The organism is Lentzea californiensis, from assembly GCF_024648825.1.
Taxonomy (GTDB): Bacteria; Actinomycetota; Actinomycetes; order Mycobacteriales; family Pseudonocardiaceae; genus Lentzea; species Lentzea californiensis.
Map to the genome: position 1 here is coordinate 317,053 of NZ_JANBBE010000002.1, position 16,264 is coordinate 333,316.

Annotated in this window: 13 protein-coding genes; 9 read left to right on the top strand and 4 right to left on the bottom strand. The window is 70.0% G+C overall.

Features of this window, described 5'->3' with window-relative positions:
* The first annotated feature begins 121 nt into the window (after positions 1–121).
* The gene (locus tag LX88_RS12415) at positions 122–517 is read left to right on the top strand and encodes an SCO2097 family morphological protein (RefSeq protein WP_090073948.1); all 396 of its coding nucleotides are present in this window, start codon (positions 122–124) and stop codon (positions 515–517) included.
* A gap of 68 nt (positions 518–585) precedes the next feature.
* Here the strand turns inward: LX88_RS12415 and LX88_RS12420 are convergent, their stop codons facing one another.
* Genes LX88_RS12420 through LX88_RS12430 form a run of 3 tightly spaced genes read right to left on the bottom strand, consistent with a single transcriptional unit; the run spans position 586 to position 5,512 of the window.
* The gene (locus LX88_RS12420) at positions 586–3,060 is read right to left on the bottom strand and encodes a transglutaminase TgpA family protein (RefSeq protein WP_258947922.1); all 2,475 of its coding nucleotides are present in this window, start codon (positions 3,058–3,060) and stop codon (positions 586–588) included.
* Positions 3,060–4,325, bottom strand: a complete 1,266-nt coding sequence (locus LX88_RS12425; RefSeq protein ID WP_258947923.1) for a DUF58 domain-containing protein — start codon at positions 4,323–4,325, stop codon at positions 3,060–3,062. Before LX88_RS12425 ends, LX88_RS12420 begins: the two co-directional genes overlap by 1 nt.
* 2 nt (positions 4,326–4,327) lie before the next feature.
* Positions 4,328–5,512 carry an AAA family ATPase gene (locus LX88_RS12430; protein ID WP_372511280.1) on the bottom strand — a complete coding sequence of 395 codons (1,185 nt, stop codon included), beginning with the start codon at positions 5,510–5,512 and terminating at the stop codon, positions 4,328–4,330.
* A 273-nt stretch (positions 5,513–5,785) separates the two neighbouring features.
* Here LX88_RS12430 and mraZ point away from each other — a divergent pair, with 273 nt between their 5' ends.
* From mraZ to LX88_RS12455, 5 genes are all read left to right on the top strand, one after another.
* On the top strand, positions 5,786–6,217 hold the full coding sequence (gene mraZ, locus LX88_RS12435; RefSeq protein WP_030479478.1) for a division/cell wall cluster transcriptional repressor MraZ: 432 nt from the start codon (positions 5,786–5,788) through the stop codon (positions 6,215–6,217).
* Between the two features lie 167 nt (positions 6,218–6,384).
* Positions 6,385–7,338 (top strand): 16S rRNA (cytosine(1402)-N(4))-methyltransferase RsmH, encoded by a 954-nt coding sequence (gene rsmH, locus LX88_RS12440; protein WP_258947924.1) that lies wholly within the window; start codon positions 6,385–6,387, stop codon positions 7,336–7,338.
* The gene (gene ftsL / locus LX88_RS12445) at positions 7,335–7,907 is read left to right on the top strand and encodes a cell division protein FtsL (RefSeq protein ID WP_258947925.1); all 573 of its coding nucleotides are present in this window, start codon (positions 7,335–7,337) and stop codon (positions 7,905–7,907) included. The genes rsmH and ftsL overlap by 4 nt, the downstream gene beginning before the upstream one ends.
* Positions 7,907–9,808 carry a peptidoglycan D,D-transpeptidase FtsI family protein gene (locus LX88_RS12450; protein WP_258947926.1) on the top strand — a complete coding sequence of 634 codons (1,902 nt, stop codon included), beginning with the start codon at positions 7,907–7,909 and terminating at the stop codon, positions 9,806–9,808. The genes ftsL and LX88_RS12450 overlap by 1 nt, the downstream gene beginning before the upstream one ends.
* Positions 9,809–10,121: 313 nt before the next feature.
* Positions 10,122–11,174 (top strand): putative glycoside hydrolase, encoded by a 1,053-nt coding sequence (locus LX88_RS12455; protein ID WP_258947927.1) that lies wholly within the window; start codon positions 10,122–10,124, stop codon positions 11,172–11,174.
* Here the strand turns inward: LX88_RS12455 and LX88_RS12460 are convergent.
* Positions 11,171–11,920 (bottom strand): universal stress protein, encoded by a 750-nt coding sequence (locus tag LX88_RS12460; protein WP_258947928.1) that lies wholly within the window; start codon positions 11,918–11,920, stop codon positions 11,171–11,173. The genes LX88_RS12455 and LX88_RS12460 overlap by 4 nt on opposite strands.
* Positions 11,921–12,196: 276 nt before the next feature.
* Between LX88_RS12460 and LX88_RS12465 the strand changes: the two genes are divergently transcribed.
* Genes LX88_RS12465 through mraY form a run of 3 tightly spaced genes read left to right on the top strand, consistent with a single transcriptional unit; the run spans position 12,197 to position 16,262 of the window.
* Complete coding sequence (locus LX88_RS12465; protein ID WP_258947929.1) at positions 12,197–13,723, top strand: UDP-N-acetylmuramoyl-L-alanyl-D-glutamate--2,6-diaminopimelate ligase; 1,527 nt, start codon at positions 12,197–12,199, stop codon at positions 13,721–13,723.
* Positions 13,720–15,180: a UDP-N-acetylmuramoyl-tripeptide--D-alanyl-D-alanine ligase gene (locus LX88_RS12470; protein ID WP_258947930.1), complete on the top strand. Its 1,461-nt coding sequence runs from the start codon at positions 13,720–13,722 to the stop codon at positions 15,178–15,180. Before LX88_RS12465 ends, LX88_RS12470 begins: the two co-directional genes overlap by 4 nt.
* Entirely contained in the window at positions 15,177–16,262 is a 1,086-nt protein-coding gene (gene mraY, locus LX88_RS12475) for a phospho-N-acetylmuramoyl-pentapeptide-transferase (RefSeq protein ID WP_258947931.1), read from the top strand. Before LX88_RS12470 ends, mraY begins: the two co-directional genes overlap by 4 nt.
* Positions 16,263–16,264: the final 2 nt, after the last annotated feature.

Genomic DNA, 16,264 nt, shown 5'->3' on the forward strand with positions numbered 1-16,264 from the left:
TAGTCGCCGGGGCGTGTGGATCGTATCCTGGAAGGTGACGTCCCCAGGGTGGGTCGTCCGCCGGGTTCGGCGGAAACCGAAAACACCCGGCGCCCGCGACCGCTGTGCCGGAGGAGGAACGATGCCACTCTCCGAGCACGAGCAGCGACTGCTCGACCAGATCGAGCGCGCGCTCTACGCCGAGGACCCGAAGTTCGCATCTACCGTACGGGGCGCCAAGTTGCGCCGGCCGTCCAAGCGACGCCGCGTGCAGGGCATCGTGTTGTTCGTGGTCGGCGTGGCCGCGCTCATCACCGGAGTGATGCTCCCGCAACTCTCGATCGCCAGCATCCCCGTGGTGAGCGTCTTCGGCTTCCTCCTCATGTTCTTCGGTGCGCTCATCACCCTGACGACGTTGCGTCGCGGTGACCAGGTCGCCGAGGGAGCGCAGGAGGACGGCAAGCCCGCGCGCAGCCGCAGCTCGTTCTCCGAACGGATGGAAGAGCGCTTCCGCCGTCGCTTCGACGAAGAGCAGTAAGCAGACCCGAGAGCTTCGAAGCGAAGGGCCCGCCCCCACCGGGAGCGGGCCCTTCGTCTGTCTCGGAACTACACCCCGGCGGGTTCCCGTTCAGCCGTGTCGGCCACCGGCGCGGGCGTCGGCTTGAGCACCGACTTCGGGAACAGCCTCGCCCTCAACGACAGCGGGGCGTTCAGCCGCAACGACTGCCGCACCGCGGCCACGGCGCCGGGCAGCGACGGGTCGGCGGCCGGGTTCGGGCTGTACCAGGACCGCTCGATCGCCCCGATCACCGTCCGCAGGCCGTCCTTGCCCGCGTCGTCCAGGTTGTGCTCGCGCGCCAACCGGCGGGCGGCGATCCGGATCGTCTCGGCGACCGGCACGGGCGCACCGCGGTCGATCGACTCGGCCATGAGCTCGCTCCAGGCGGCCGAGGCCGCGCCGGGACCGAGCGCCGTCACCGCGTGCAGGTGGTTGCGCCGTCGCACGGCACGTATCAGCAACGGCGTGAGCACCACCCCGGCGATCACCAGCAGCGCCGCGAGCCACCACGACAGCAACGCTGCCGCCAGCCCCACGCCCACCAGCCACAGCCCTGCGGCGGCCGGTATCAGCAGCTTGCGCGCCCACGACACGCCCATCAGGCCCGCGCTGAGCACACCGAGCAACGCCAGCACCAGCAGGAGCGACAGCAGCGCGGCCAGCACCAGCACGATGCCCAACGCCCACAGGTGCCACGCCGGCGGTCCCTGGGAGCTCGCCGCCGGCAGGCCCTGGTCGCCGTCCGTGCCGTCGGCCGAGGTGGAGGCCTGGGCCGAGCCGGTCGTGGAGGCCGAGGTCGACTCGGTCTGCGTGTTCGCGGTCGGCACCTCCTCCTGACCCGGCGCGGTCTCGCGCAGGTACGGCGGCACGATCCCGCGGCCGTCGTTGACCGGGGTCGGGTCGAACGTCATCCAGCCGTAGTTCGGGAAGAAGATCTCGACCCACGCGTGGGCGTCCTCGGTGCTGATCACGCGGTAGGAGTTGTCCGCGGACATGACACCGGCGGTGAAGCCGATCGCCACCCGCGACGGCAGGCCCACCACACGGGCCATGATCGCCATCGCGGACGCGAACTGCTCGCAGTAGCCGACCTTGCCCCGCACCACGAAGTCGGTCAGCGCGTCCGTGGTGACGTCGCCGCCGGTCTTGAGGTCGTAGGTGAACCCGCTGGTGGGGCCGTTGAAGAAGCTGGTGAGCGCGGCAGCCTTGTCGAAGTCGTTGGTGGCGCCCTCGACGGCCTTCCTCGCGAGGTCCACGATCGGCTGTTCGACCCCGTCGAACTTGTAGTACTCGCGGTCGACCGCGTTCGCCTGCGTCGGCGCCAGCCGCAGCGCCTGCTTCGTCGGCGTCGCCATCACCGTGTCGAGCTCGTAGGACTCCGGCTCGCGCTCCCGCTGGGTGTAGATCACGCCCTTCTTCGGGTCGAACTGGTAGTCGTCGTCCGGGGTGTCGATGCGGCGGACGGCGCCGTAGGTCGGCAGCCAGAAGCTCCGCCAGTCGCGCGGCTCGATGTTGATCCGGGTGGTCTTGCCCTCGCCGCGGTCGCCCGGCTGCGGCGGGAGCTCACCGCGCGCGGGCTGGCCGCCGGGAGGACTGCCGCGTTCCCAGCCCTTGTTGGGCACGTACTGGGCGAGCGTCGACGCCCGCATGTACGTCGGATCGTTCATGCCGCGCACGTAGAACACCTCGGCGCTGCGGCCGCGGTTGAGCATGCCGCGCAGCGACGTCATCTCGCTCAGCCCGATGCCGCCCTTGCCGCCGCCACCGCCGCCGCTGCCGGGCAGCCTGCCGACCGTGCCGACGAGCGTGAAGCCCGCGCCGACGACCAGCGCGATCACCATCGCGATCGCCGCCACCGAGGTCGCGGACCCGCCGGACCCGCTGGCCGATCCGGAACCGAGCCTGCCGCGCCACGCCTCGTGCCGGTGCTGGCCGTCGACCGCGAGCAACATCGCGAACGCCGCCGCACCCAGGATGAACGTCCAGAACGGCAGCATCTCGTCGGCCAGCGACGCGGGCACCGCGAACACGCACAGCAGCACCAGGCCGGACGCCGCGGGAGCCGCCGCGGCCACGGCCAGCGTGTCGACCAGCACCGCGACCAGGCCGATCGCCAGCACGACGAGCGCCTGGATCGCCGGTGACGCGTGCACCGGCGGCACCCCGGTCTGCACCTGCGCGACGGAATCCGCGAGCACGTCGCCGAGTTCGCCCAGCGCGTCGGGACCGGGGATGAACAGGAAGATGCCCGACCGCGTGTGCAACGCCGTGAGCAGGCACAGCAGCACGGCCACCTGGGCGATCGCGACCAGCGGCGGGGTCAGCCGGGTCGCCCGCAGGAACGCGCCGGTCACGGTGATCGCGACGATCACCACGCCGATGCGCACCAGCCACAGGTCGCCCTCGATCACGCCGGACAGCGCGGTGGACGCGCAGAGCACGGCCAGCGCGGCGATCCACGGCGTCGCCGAGGTGAACCACTCGGGCTCAGTGCCCTTCGAAGGAGCGGAACGGGATCCCATCAGCCCACCTCCGAGCGAAACGACGGGCCGCGGGTTCCGGCCGAGGCGCACAGCTCCTGCCACACCTGCTGCATCGACGCGGACGGCTTCGCGATCGCCACGCCCCAGCCCGCGCCGCCCAGCAACCGCCGGGCGTCCTCGGGTTCCGGGGCGGACGTGTCGGTACCGCCGGCCCACGCGTTCACGTCCAGCAACACGGCCAGGCTGCGGGTGCCGCGCGGCCGGTACCGGACCAGTTCCTCCGCCGACGCCGGCGAGAGACCGCCGAGCACCGCGATGACCTCCTGGCCCGCGCCGGGGTCCACGCCGCCGCTGAGTTCACGGCGGTGCGAGCCCTGCAGTGCCGCGAGCGAGTCCAGCACCACGTGGTCGCTGTGCCCGCCGTCGGACGACCCGCCCGCGAGCACCCGCCCGTCCTCGGAGACCAGGCGCACCTGGTGGCCGAAGTGGTGCAGGTGCAGGCAGATGGAGGCCGCGAACGAGATGGCCCACTCCAGTGACGCCGTCGGCCCGCTGCCGCGGTGCGCGTGCACCCGGTGGTCGAGCAGCACCGTGGTGCCACCGCGCCACGGGCGTTCCTCGACGCGCACCATCAGCTCGTCCCGCCGGGCCGTGGACCGCCAGTGGACTTTCCGCAGGTCGTCGCCCTGACGGTACGGCCGCACGACCGCGTCGTCCTCGCCCTGACCGGCCCGCAGCCGCACCGAGCCGTCGTCGCCCGCGCCCATGCCGGAACCGCCGGGCAGACCCGCCAGCCGCACCACCCGCGGCACCACGACCAGCCGGGAACGGCCCGCGAGCTCGCGGTCGAACTCGGCCAGGCCGAACGGGTCGGTGATCCGCGCCATCAGCGGGCCGACCTGCTGGATGCCGCGCATCACCGGCTTGAGCGGGTAGCGCAACGACGTCGGCGTGTTGCGGGGCAGCCGCTCCACCAGGAACCGCGGCCGCGCGCCCAGGGCGTACGGCACGGTGTCCTCCAGCATCAGCCCGCCCGTGGGCAGCCGGCCGGTGCTGCGCAGGTCGAGCTTCACCTCGGCCGCCGCACCCACCGGCACCCGGCCCGGGGCGAGGAACCGGGCGGCGTGCAGCCCCACCCGAGCCCTCGTCGCGAGCCACGCGGCCAGCAGGGGCAGCGCGATCACGAAGGCGGCGACCCGCAGCAGGTCGCGTTCGTTCAGCACGGCGGCGCACACTCCGGCGGCGAACCCCGCGGCCAGCAAGCATCTTCCGCGTGTGGTCAGACCGGAGAGTGCGGTGCGCATCGTTAGCGTGGCGTCCCTGCGTTGTTGTTGTTCATGCTGCGGACGAACGCCGCGCTCGGGTCGAGTGCCGCGGTGGGCACCGGCACCCGCTGGAGCAGCGCCCTGATCAGCTCGGCGGGGGACCGGCGAGCGGCCTGCGCCTCGGCGGTCATCACCAGCCGGTGCGCCAGCACCGGGATCGAGATCGCGTGGATGTCGTCCGGCACCACGAAGTCACGGCCTGCCAGCGCGGCCTGCGCGCGTGCGGCGCGGACGAGGTGCAGCGTGGAGCGCGGCGAGGCACCGAGTCGCAGCTCCGGCAGGCGGCGCGTCGCCGAGACCAGCTCGACGGCGTACCTGCGGACCTCGGGCGACAGGTGCACCCGGCGCACGGCCTCGACCAGGCGCAGGATCTGCGCGGCGTCCGAGACGGGCCGCAGGTCGTCGAGCGGGTTGTGGCCCGCGTGCTCGTCGACCATCGCCAGCTCGGCCTGCGGGTCCGGGTACCCGATCGACACGCGCGCGGTGAACCTGTCGCGCTGCGCCTCCGGAAGGGCGTAGGTGCCCTCCATCTCGATCGGGTTCTGCGTGGCGATCACCATGAACGGCGAGCCGAGCGGGTACGTCTTCCCGTCGACCGTGACCTGGTGCTCCTCCATGCACTCCAGCAGCGCGGACTGCGTCTTGGGGGAGGCGCGGTTGATCTCGTCGCCGACGACGATGTTCGCGAAGATCGGGCCCGGCCTGAACTCGAAGTCGTTCTCCTGCCGGTTGTAGATGGACGAGCCGGTGATGTCGCTCGGCAGCAGGTCCGGCGTGAACTGGACCCGGCTCACCGTGCAGTCGATCGAGCGGGCGAGCGCTTTGGCCAGCGAGGTCTTGCCGACACCCGGCACGTCCTCGACCAGCAGGTGCCCTTCGGCGAGCAGCGTCACGAGGGCGAGGCGGACCACGTCGGGTTTGCCGACGAGCACGCGCTCGACGTTCGCGGCGATCCGCTGGACGGCGCCGTGCAACTCACCCAGAACCTGATCGACCGGCGCATGACTGTTCGCGCTTGGGCTTCCCGGCGTCACTAAACCTCCAGCAGCCGTGTCCGGAACACGGACGTGTGAGCGTTTCACGCAGTGTGTCAAACCACGGCTAAGTGCCCTACACCTGCGGGCTACATCGGGTTCGCTCCACCAGGTTCCACCTTCCCCCACCATCTCGCCGCCACGCGCTGTTTTCGCCGAATTTTCTAGGCCGTTCGAGTGCTTATTCGGGGCTGAACACTCACCCGCGAAGGTGGTGACGCACCAGCTCCCCCACCGTCCCCCCACGCCGTCACACGGCGTCTACCTGGGAAAACAGGTCACGACATGCTGCGCGGACACCTGTTTCAACGTTGACTGTGGTGAAAAGTGGGGTACTGTGGCGGCCGGTGGGGCAGACGGGGGCTCCACTGCCGGTCGCGTCGTCCGGCAAGGGAGGTGGTTGCCGTGTTCCTGGGCACTCACTACCCGCGTCTGGACGACAAAGGCCGGCTGACACTGCCTGCGAAGTTCCGGGACGAACTGGCGGGAGGTCTGATGGTCACCAAGGGCCAGGACCACTGCCTGTACGTGTTTCCCCGGGCGGAGTTCGAGCAGATGGCGAAGAAGGTCGCCGAGGCGCCGTTCACCAACGACGCCGTACGCGCCTACCAGCGGTATCTGTTCGCAGGAACGGACGAGCAGCGTCCGGACGGTCAGGGCCGCGTCCTGATCGCACCGGAACTGCGGCGGTATGCCGGGCTGACCAAGGAGTGCGTGGTCGTCGGCGCGTTCACCAGGATGGAGATCTGGGACGCGGCGGCCTGGCAGACCTATCTCGACGAGCACGAGGACGGCTACGCCACCGCTCGCGAGGAGGTCATACCGGGCGTCTTCTGATGGCGGTCAGCCGAGCAACAGGCCGGATGTTCCACACGCGATTCGGGTGCCGTGAGGCCTCGGTCCGCTCGATCATCGGCCCTGGCGCACCTTCCCCGGCGCCAGGTTCGACGGGCGGGCGGGGACCTGACGTCACCCGAAACGCGCATCAGGGGAGTAGAGGGACGATGGATCAGCCGCGGCACGTTCCGGTGCTGCTGGACCGCGTCCTGGAACTCTTCGCTCCAGCGCTCTCCGGCAAGCCCGCCGTCGTCGTCGACACGACGCTCGGCATGGGCGGCCACTCCGACGCGCTGTTGAGCGCCCACCCCGAGCTCACGCTGATCGGGCTCGATCGCGACCCGCAGGCCATTGAGATGGCGGGTAAGCGCCTCGCACGCCACGGTGATCGCGTGCACCTCGTCAACGTCACCTACGACCACATCGACGAAGCCGTGGAAGACCTCGGCTACTCGCGTGTGGACGGTGTGCTGATGGACCTCGGCGTGTCCTCGTTGCAGCTGGACGAGGAGGAGCGCGGGTTCGCGTACTCGAAGGACGCGCCGCTCGACATGCGGATGTCCAAGGGCACCGGCATGACGGCGGCGGACGTGCTGAACACGTACTCGCACGGCGACCTGGCGCGGGTCCTCTCCACCTACGGCGAGGAGCGGTTCGCGGGCAAGATCGCCTCCGCGGTGCTGCGGGAGCGCGAGAAGGAGCCGTTCACGAACAGCGGGCGGCTCGTCGAGCTGCTCTACGCCGTCGTGCCCGCGGCTTCGCGGCGCACCGGCGGGCACCCGGCGAAGCGCACGTTCCAGGCGTTGCGGATCGAGGTCAACGGCGAGCTGGAGTCGTTGCGGCTCGCGCTGCCGGCTGCCCTGGGCGTGCTGGCCGTCGGCGGCCGGATCGTCGTCGAGTCGTACCAGTCCCTAGAGGACCGGATGGTGAAGCACGCGCTCGCGGAGCTGGCGAAGTCCAAGACGCCGCCGGGTCTGCCGGTCGAGCTGCCGGGTCACGGGCCCGAGGTCAAGCTGCTCACCAGGGGCGCGGAGCTCGCGAACGAGCAGGAGATCGAGGACAACCCGCGTGCGGCGCCGGTGCGCCTGCGCGCGGCCGAGCGGATCGGAGCACCGAGGTGACGGCTCCCGCACGGGTCGGTGGGCCGTCGCCCCGTGACCCCTCGAAGGACAAGGCCGCGCAGAAGGACAAGGCCCGGCGGCGGACCGCCGGTGCCGAGCGCGCCTACGCGCGGCGGGCCCAGCGCGCCTCGAACCTGCGGGGCGGTTCCGCGAACCCGCAGCAGAAGACCGCCTCCAAGGCGCCGTTCGTCGTGCTGGTGATGCTCGTGCTGGGTGCGGGCGTCGCCGGGATCATGTACTTCTCCACCCAGGCCGCCGCCGACACCTACCGGTTGCAGGAGGCGCGGGCGGAGGCCGAGCGGCTCACGTTGCAGATGGAGCAGCTGCGCCGCGAGGTCGCGCTGCTCGAGTCGCCGACGGACCTCGCGCGCCGGGCGAACGAGATGGGCCTGGTCCAGCCGTCGAACCCGGCACGGCTGCGGCAGAACCCGGACGGCTCGATCGAGGAGTTCGGCAAGCCGAGCGCACCGACGAAGTCGACGCCGCCGCCCCCGCCCGCACCGGAGACGCCCGCACCGCCGGACGCAGGTCAGCCTCCCGCCGGTACGACGCCTCCGGCGGGTGGCTGATGCCCGGTCCGCAGCAGAGGGGGCCACGCCGCCCGCTGTCGGTGCGCGGCTCGCGCCCGGCCGCACGTCTGGGTGGCAACAGCAGGTTGCGCATCGGGGTCGGCCGCGTCCTGCTGATCGGTGCCCTGGTGGTCGCGGGCGTGAAGCTCGTGCAGGTGCAGGGGCTGCAGGCGCAGGAGCTCTCGCTGCAGGCGCAGAAGCAGCGCACGACGCCCATCGACATCCCCGCCGAGCGCGGTTCGATCCTCGACCGCAACGGCAACCAGCTCGCGTTCTCGATCGAGGTGCGCGCGCTCTACATCCTTCCCCAGCGTGCGCGGAAGAACTGGGACGACGCCCACGCGAAGGACGCGAAGAAGTACCCGGGCACCTACGAGGACCGCGCACGCGAGATGGCGAAGTTCATCTCGTCGACGCTGGGACCCGAGGTCAACGGGGAGAAGACCGACGAGGAGACCGTCTACCAGCAGCTGGTGAAGGACATCTCCTACGAGGTCCTGGTCAGCGAGGCCGAGCCGGCCAAGGCCGCGAAGATCGTCACCAAGTACCCGGCGGAGATCGGCTCGGAGTACCGCTCCAAGCGCATCTACCCCAACGGCGACCTGGCGTCGAACATCATCGGCGCGGCCAACTGGCGCCAGGAGGAGAAGCCTCCGACCGTCCAGGGCATCCTCGGCCTGGAGAACGCCCAGGACAACGTGCTGGCCGGCCGCACCGGCCGCCGTGTGGTCGACACGATGTCGGGCGACGACACGCTCGTCATCCCGAACACCGAACGCGAGCTCGTGAAGCCGCAACCGGGCAAGAGCCTCGAGCTGACGATCGACATCGACACGCAGTACGCGGTCCAGAAGATCGTCAGCGACTACGCCAGGAAGACGAAGGCGAAGAACGCCTCGGCCGTCGTGCTGGACAGCCGCACCGGCGAGATCGTCGCGATGGCCAACGACAAGACCTACGACCCGACGGACTTCGGCAACGCGAGCGAGGACCAGAAGCGCAACACCGCGGTGTCGTCGAGCTTCGAGCCCGGCTCGGTGAACAAGATCGTCACGGCCGCGGCCGCCGTCGAGTACGGCCTGTTCAAGCCGGACGACGTGCTGCAGGTGCCGGGTTCGATCAAGGTCGCCGACCGGATCATCAAGGACGCCTGGAACCACGGCACCGTGCCCATGTCGTTCACCGGCGTGTTCGCGAAGTCCTCCAACGTCGGCACGCTGGAGGCGGCCCAGCAGGTCGGCCAGGAGCGCTACGCCGAGATGCTGCAGAAGTTCGGCCTCGGCAAGCGCACCCAGTCGGGTGTTCCGGCCGAGGAGGCGGGCGTCGTGCCGCCGCTGAACCAGTGGTCCGGTTCGACCTTCGGCAACCTGCCGATCGGCCAGGGCCTCTCGATGACGCTGCTGCAGATGACCGGCATGTACCAGGCCATCGCCAACGACGGGCTGCGCATCCCGCCGCGGCTGATCCGCGCCGAGATCGGCGAGGCGGGCGCGCGCTCGGAGAAGCAGCGCCCGGACGGCGTGCGGGTGGTGTCGCCGGAGACGGCGAAGACCGTCCGCGACATGTTCCGCTCGGTCACGCAGTCCGATCCGAGGGACGCGAACCAGAACGGCACCGGCAAGCCGGCCGCCGTGCCCGGCTACCAGATCGCGGGCAAGACCGGCACGGCGCAGCAGATCGACCAGAACTGCAAGTGCTACTCCCAGTCCCAGTACTGGACCACGTTCGCCGGCATCCTCCCGGCGGACAACCCGCGCTACGTCGTCGGCATCATGCTCGACGCGCCGTCGGACGCCCAGTCGGCCGCGCCCGTCTTCCACGAGATCGCGACCTTCCTGACCCAGCGGTTCCAGGTGCCGATGTCGGCGGAGCAGACGCCGTACGTCCGGCTGCAGCTGTAATCATTCCGGCGGGCGCGCATTGTTGGTCGTGCGCGCCCGTTCCGCAAAGTGACCTGAACCACGTCCAGGCGTGGCAGCGGACATTTCTTTTTGACAGTGAAAAACTCTTCGTAATGAGACGCAATCCATCACGTCTAATACTCCCAAACCGGAGTGGCAAGGCGAGATGGGGTTCTGCGTGCGTTCATCCAGCATTTCGATCTTGGCGGGAGTTCTGGCGGTGACCATGATTCCCGCAGTTCAGGCAGGTGAAGAGGAATGGAAGGCCGAGTCTTTTTGGCTTCACATGAACAGCACGCCCGTCAATGATCAAATGATCGCCACCGAGGCGAAGCGCCGTTCGTACGTCGTGCTGAACGCCTGGGAAGGCGATCTTGCCGCGAGGTTCAAGGCGGCCAATCCGAAGATCCAGACCTTTGTCTACAAGGACCTCTCGTCGACGCGCAGCTATGCGTGTTCGAACGGTGCCGACGATTCCGACCTCCCCACCGGCGTCGGTTACTGCGCGGCCGACCCGTCGTGGTTCCTGCGCGACTCCGCCGGCAACCGCCTCGAGTACGGCGGCTACGAGGGCCATTGGCAGATGGACGTCGGCAACACCGCGTACCAGAACGCCTGGGCCGACAACGTTGTCACGTCCTCGGCCGAGGTCTTCGACGGCGTCTTCATGGACAACGCGCTGTTCGCCTGCGACACCTACCACGACGGCGTCTGCCCGGCCGCGTACCCGACCGACGAGTCGATGCGCGAGGCCTACCTCTCGATGCTCGCCGGCACCAGGCAGAAGTTCGTGGACGCGGGCCTCAAGACCGTCGCGAACATGTCCAACGCCCGCCTGCACGAGGGCGCCTGGGACTCCTACGTCGAGCACCTCGACGGCGGCTTCGACGAGTGGTGGCTGACCTTCGGCGACAAGGACCTGCTCTCCGAGTACCCGCAGGGCTGGAGCCGGCAGATCGCCGAGATCACCGCCAACGAGGCCAAGGGCAAGATCACCTGGGTCCAGCCGCACCACAGCGGCGCCGAGCAGCCGTTCCGCTACGCCTACGCGAGCTACCTGCTGGCCAAGGGCGAGCACGCGGCGATCTCGGAGATCGAGGAGACCGACCGCTACGACGGCCCCTCGCGATGGCGCGCCGAGTACGACTGGAACCTCGGCACCCCGCTCGGCGCCCACCACGAGATCGCGAAGAACGTCCACCAGCGCGACTTCGAGTGCGGCACCGTGATCGTCAACGCCAACAAGACCGGCAGTGCGCCCGTCACGGTCAGGCTCGATCAGACCCAGACCGACGAGAAGGGCGCCCCGGTCACCTACGTGGCACTGCCGGGCACGTCCGGAACCGTGCTGCGCAAGACCTGTTAGAGCGCGGCCCGGTCGTCCTGCAACGGCTCCGGCCGGGCCACCAGCACGGGACAGGACGAGTGGTAGAGCGCGGCCCGGGTGACCAGTCCGACGCCGTCGTGCTGTCCGCCGCGTCCCACGACCACGAGGTCGGAGTCCAGTTCGGCCAAGGTCTCGTGCGGGTGCCGTGACTCCACCTGCACCTCGGGGGTCAGCTCGGGAGCGGTGGTGCGCAAGAACAACACGGCCCGGCGGACCGCGGCCTCGTCTCGCGGCACGTCCGCGCCGTGCTGGGCCGGCAGGTGCATGTGCAGCAGGCGCAGCCGCGCTCGGCGGGTGCGGCAGAGTTCGACCGCGCGCCGCAGCACGACCGGGTCCTCGCACCCGCCGACGGCAGCGGTGATCCAGCCGTGTTCGCCGCGGATCGCCTTGGGACGGCCGCGCACCACCACGACACCGCACCGCGCGCGGCGCAACACCGGGAGGACGAGGGAGCCCAGCCCCAGGCTGCGGTGCTGTTCGCCTTTGCACCCCAAGACCAAGGTCGCGCTGGAGTCCGACGCCCTCACCAGTGCGGCCACCGGGTCGTCCCCGCTCGGGCGGAAGTGGGCGGTCAGCATGGGAAGTCGTTCCAGGACCCGCTGGACCGTCGTGTCGCCGGGGTCCGCGAGGAACACCTGCAGGTCCGTCCTGAGCGACCACGCGTGTCGCGCGGCCCACTCGAACGCGTGATACGCGAATTCGGACGCGTCGACCCCGACTGTCACCGAACGACTGAAATCGGGTGCCCAGAAGGAGAATCTCCTGGCTTCCACCGCCGAGCTGGTTCTCATTACCGCCTCCTGCCGCTCCCTACCTCACCGCAGGCGCACGAGCGCTCACAGGGCACTAAGTCACGAAGCGGGCAGGAACTTGTGCGGCCGGACGGGCTCGCCCGTGAGGACCAGCGCGGCGGGCCACCCGAACGGCCCAGATCCGCGGATCATCACCCGAACGCCAACGCGCCGCTCGGCCACTCCGTGCACGCCGGTAGCCTCTTGCCCGTGCCTGCCAAGCTCGAGGGCAAGGTCGCGACCGCCCCGCCCCGCCCCAACGCCATTCGCCCTGCTTCCGTGGCTGCTCTCGCCGCGGTCGCCGACGTGCACCTGACCAGGCCAGCACATGCCGACGTCCAGGTGACGGGGGTGACTCTGCGTGCACAGCACGCGGTCCCCGGAGACCTCTACGCCGCGCTGCCGGGTGCCCGCGTCCACGGTGCCGACTTCGCCGCCGCGGCGATCGCGAACGGTGCCGTCGCCGTGCTGACGGACGAGGCCGGAGCCGCGCGCGACTCCCTCAAGGACGTCCCCGTGCTGATCCACCCGCGCCCCCGCGAGGTCGTGGGCCTGCTCGCCGCGCACGTCTACGGACAGCCGTCGACGAAGATCAAACTGTGGGGTGTCACCGGCACGTCCGGCAAGACCACCACCACGTACATGATCGAGTCGGTGCTGCGCGCCGCCGGGAAGAACACCGGCCTGATCGGCACGGTCGGCACCCGCATCGGCAGCGAGCAGCTCGGCAGTTCGCACACCACGCCCGAGGCGCCGGACCTGCAGGCGTTGTTCGCGGTCATGGCCGAGCGCGGTGTCACCGACGTGGCGATGGAGGTGTCGAGCCACGCGCTGCACATGGGCCGCGTCGCCGCCACCGAGTTCGAGATCGGCGCGTTCACGAACCTGAGCCAGGACCACCTCGACTTCCACGCGGACATGGAGGAGTACTTCCAGGTCAAGGCGCAGCTGTTCGACGGCCGCGCGCGCAAGGAGGTCGTCTGCGTCGACGGCGAGTGGGGCGAGCGGCTGGTCAAGCCGGGCACCGTCACCGTCGCGACGACCAAGCCCGCCGCCTGGACCGCGAGCGACGTCGAGGTGAGCGCGACCGGTGAGCAGACGTTCACCGCGCACGGCCCGAACGGCGACATCCGGATCCACCTCCCGCTCGCGGGCAGCTTCAACATCGCGAACGCCCTGCTGGCCATCGCCTGCTTGCATTTGGAGGGCATCGGTCCCGAGGCGATCGCCGAGGGCCTGCGGACCGTCCAGGTGCCCGGCCGGATGCAGCGCATCGACGAGGGCCAGGCCTTCACGGCCGTCGTCGACTACTCGCACAAGCCCGCCGCCGTCGCGCTCGCGCTCGACGCGGTGCGCGCCAAGACCGACGGCCGGGTGATCGTCGTGCTCGGCTGCGGTGGCGACCGCGACCGGGCCAAGCGGCCGCTGATGGGCGAGGCCGCCGCCGAACGCGCCGAGATTTTGATCATCACCGATGACAACCCGAGGACCGAAGACGCGTCCTCTATTCGGGCCGCCATGCTCCAAGGGGCCCTCGCCACCGCGAACCGGGGCGAGGTGCTCGAGATCGGCGACCGGAGGCTCGCGATCGAAAAGGCCGTCGAGCTGGCCCTTCCGGGTGACGTCGTCGTCGTGGCGGGCAAGGGGCACGAGACGGGACAAGAGATCGCCGGCGTGATCCAGCCGTTCTCGGACGTCGAGACGCTGACCGCCGCGATCAGAGAGGCGCACCGTTGATCGCACTCACGCTCGCCGAGATCGCTGAGATCGTCGGCGGACGCCTGCACGCGACCGATGGCAGTCCGGTGGTCACCGGCACCATCGAGTTCGACACCCGCAAGATCACCGAGAGGGGTCTCTTCCTGGCGCTGCCAGGAGAACGCGTGGACGGCCACGACTTCGCCGCGCAGGCCGTGGCGTCGGGCGCGGCCGGTGTGCTGGCGGGCCGCGAGGTGGACGCACCGGCGGTGATCGCGCCGCCGGTGGAGACCAGGCACGCCAACGCCTACGTGCTCGCGGGGGACAAGAGCGGCGAGGGCGCGGCGGTGCTCGAAGCACTGGCCAAGCTCGCCCGCCACGTCACGGACCGCCTGAAGGACCTGACGATCATCGGCATCACCGGTTCCGCGGGCAAGACGTCCACCAAGGACCTGATCGCCCAGGTGCTGGCCCCGGCCGGGGACGTCGTCGCGCCGCCGGAGTCGTTCAACAACGAGCTCGGCCACCCGTGGACCGCGCTGCGTTCCACCGAGGACACCAGGTTCCTGGTGCTGGAGCTGTCCGCGCGCGGCATCGGCCACATCGCGAACCTCTGCCAGGTCGCCCCGCCGCGCTTCGGTGCCGTGTTGAACGTCGGCACCGCGCACCTCAGCGAGTTCGGCTCGCGCGAGGGCATCGCGCAGGGCAAGGGCGAGCTGGTCGAGTCGCTGCCGGAGGACGGCGTCGCGATCCTGAACGCCGACGACCCGCTGGTCGCGGGCATGGCGAGCCGCACGAAGGCCAAGGTCGTCCTGGTCGGGGAGAACCCGAAGGCCGACGTCCGGGCCGTCGACATCGAGCTGGACGAACAGGCTCGTGCGAGCTTCACGCTCAAGACCTCGCAGGGCGACGCGCACGTCGAGCTCGGGCTGAACGGCTCGCACCAGGTGGGCAACGCGCTGGTCGCCGCGGCCATCGCACTCGAACTGGGCGCCACGCCCGCCGAGATCGCGCAGCGACTGGGCGCGGCGGAGCGGGTCTCCGCCCACCGCATGGTCATCACCGACCGCGCGGACGGCGTGACGGTCATCGACGACGCCTACAACGCGAACCCCGACTCGGTGCGGGCGGCGTTGAAGGCACTCGCGTCGATCTCGCGCGCCACCACGCCCGCCCGCCGCTGCTGGGCCGTCCTCGGCCCGATGGCGGAACTGGGCGACGACGCGGTGCGCGAGCACGACGAGATCGGCCGCCTGGTGGTGCGCCTCGACATCAGCAAGCTGGTCGTCGTCGGCGAGGCGGCCCGCGCGATGCACCAGGGCGCGCACCTGGAAGGATCTTGGGGAGACGAATCCGTCGCGGTGCCGGACGTGGACGCGGCGATCGCGTTGCTGCAGGGGGAAATCCGGCCCGGTGACGTAGTGCTGGTCAAGGCATCCAACGCCTATCGCCTGTGGCGCATTGCCGAGGCCCTGCTGGAGGCAGGAACCAAGTGAAGAGCATCCTGATCGCCGCAGCGATCGCACTGGCAGTGTCGATCCTGCTGACGCCCTACCTGATCAAGGTCTTCTCTCGCCAGGGCTTCGGCCAGGAGATCCGCGAAGACGGTCCGCAGCACCACAAGACCAAGCGCGGTACGCCGACCATGGGCGGCCTCGCCATCCTGGTCGCGATGTGGGCCGGTTACCTCGGCACGCACCTCGTGAACTCGATGTCGGCCTCGGCGTCGGGACAGACCCCGACGGCGTCCGGCCTGCTCGTGCTGATGCTGACGACGTCGCTCGGCGTCGTCGGCTTCCTCGACGACTTCATCAAGATCCGCAAGGCCCGCAACCTGGGCCTGAACAAGACGGCGAAGCTGGTCGGCCAGTTCATCGCGACCATCACGTTCGCGATCCTGGTGCTGCAGTTCCCGAACAAGGACGGCCTGACGCCCGCGTCGGTCAACCTGTCGTTCGTCCGCGACATCACCGTGGTCTCGTTCGGCGTCGTCGGGTTCATCGTCTTCTGCTACGGCATGGTCGCCGCGTGGTCGAACGCCGTGAACCTCACCGACGGCCTCGACGGCCTGGCCGGTGGCTCGTCGGCGATGGTGTTCGGCACGTACGTCGTGATCTCGTTCTGGCAGTTCCGCTACAACTGCTCCAGCTACGCCGTGGCGGGCTGCTACGACGTGCGCGACCCGCTGGACCTGGCGGTGATCGCGGCCGCCGCGATGGCCGGCTGCATCGGCTTCCTCTGGTGGAACGCCGCTCCGGCCAAGATCTTCATGGGTGACACCGGATCGCTCGCGCTCGGCGGCCTCGTCGCCGGTCTCGCGATCGCGACCCGCACCGAGCTGCTGATGATCGTCATCGGTGGCCTGTTCGTGGTCGAGGCCCTGTCGGTGGCGTTGCAGGTAGCGGTCTTCCGCACCTCACGACGGCGCCTGTTCCGCATGGCCCCGTTCCACCACCACTTCGAGCTGGCGGGCTGGGCGGAAACCACTGTCATCATCCGGTTCTGGTTGATGGCGGGCATCTGCTGCATGTTCGGGCTCGGCGTGTTCTACAGCGAGTGGCTGACGGGCGGTTTCTAGAG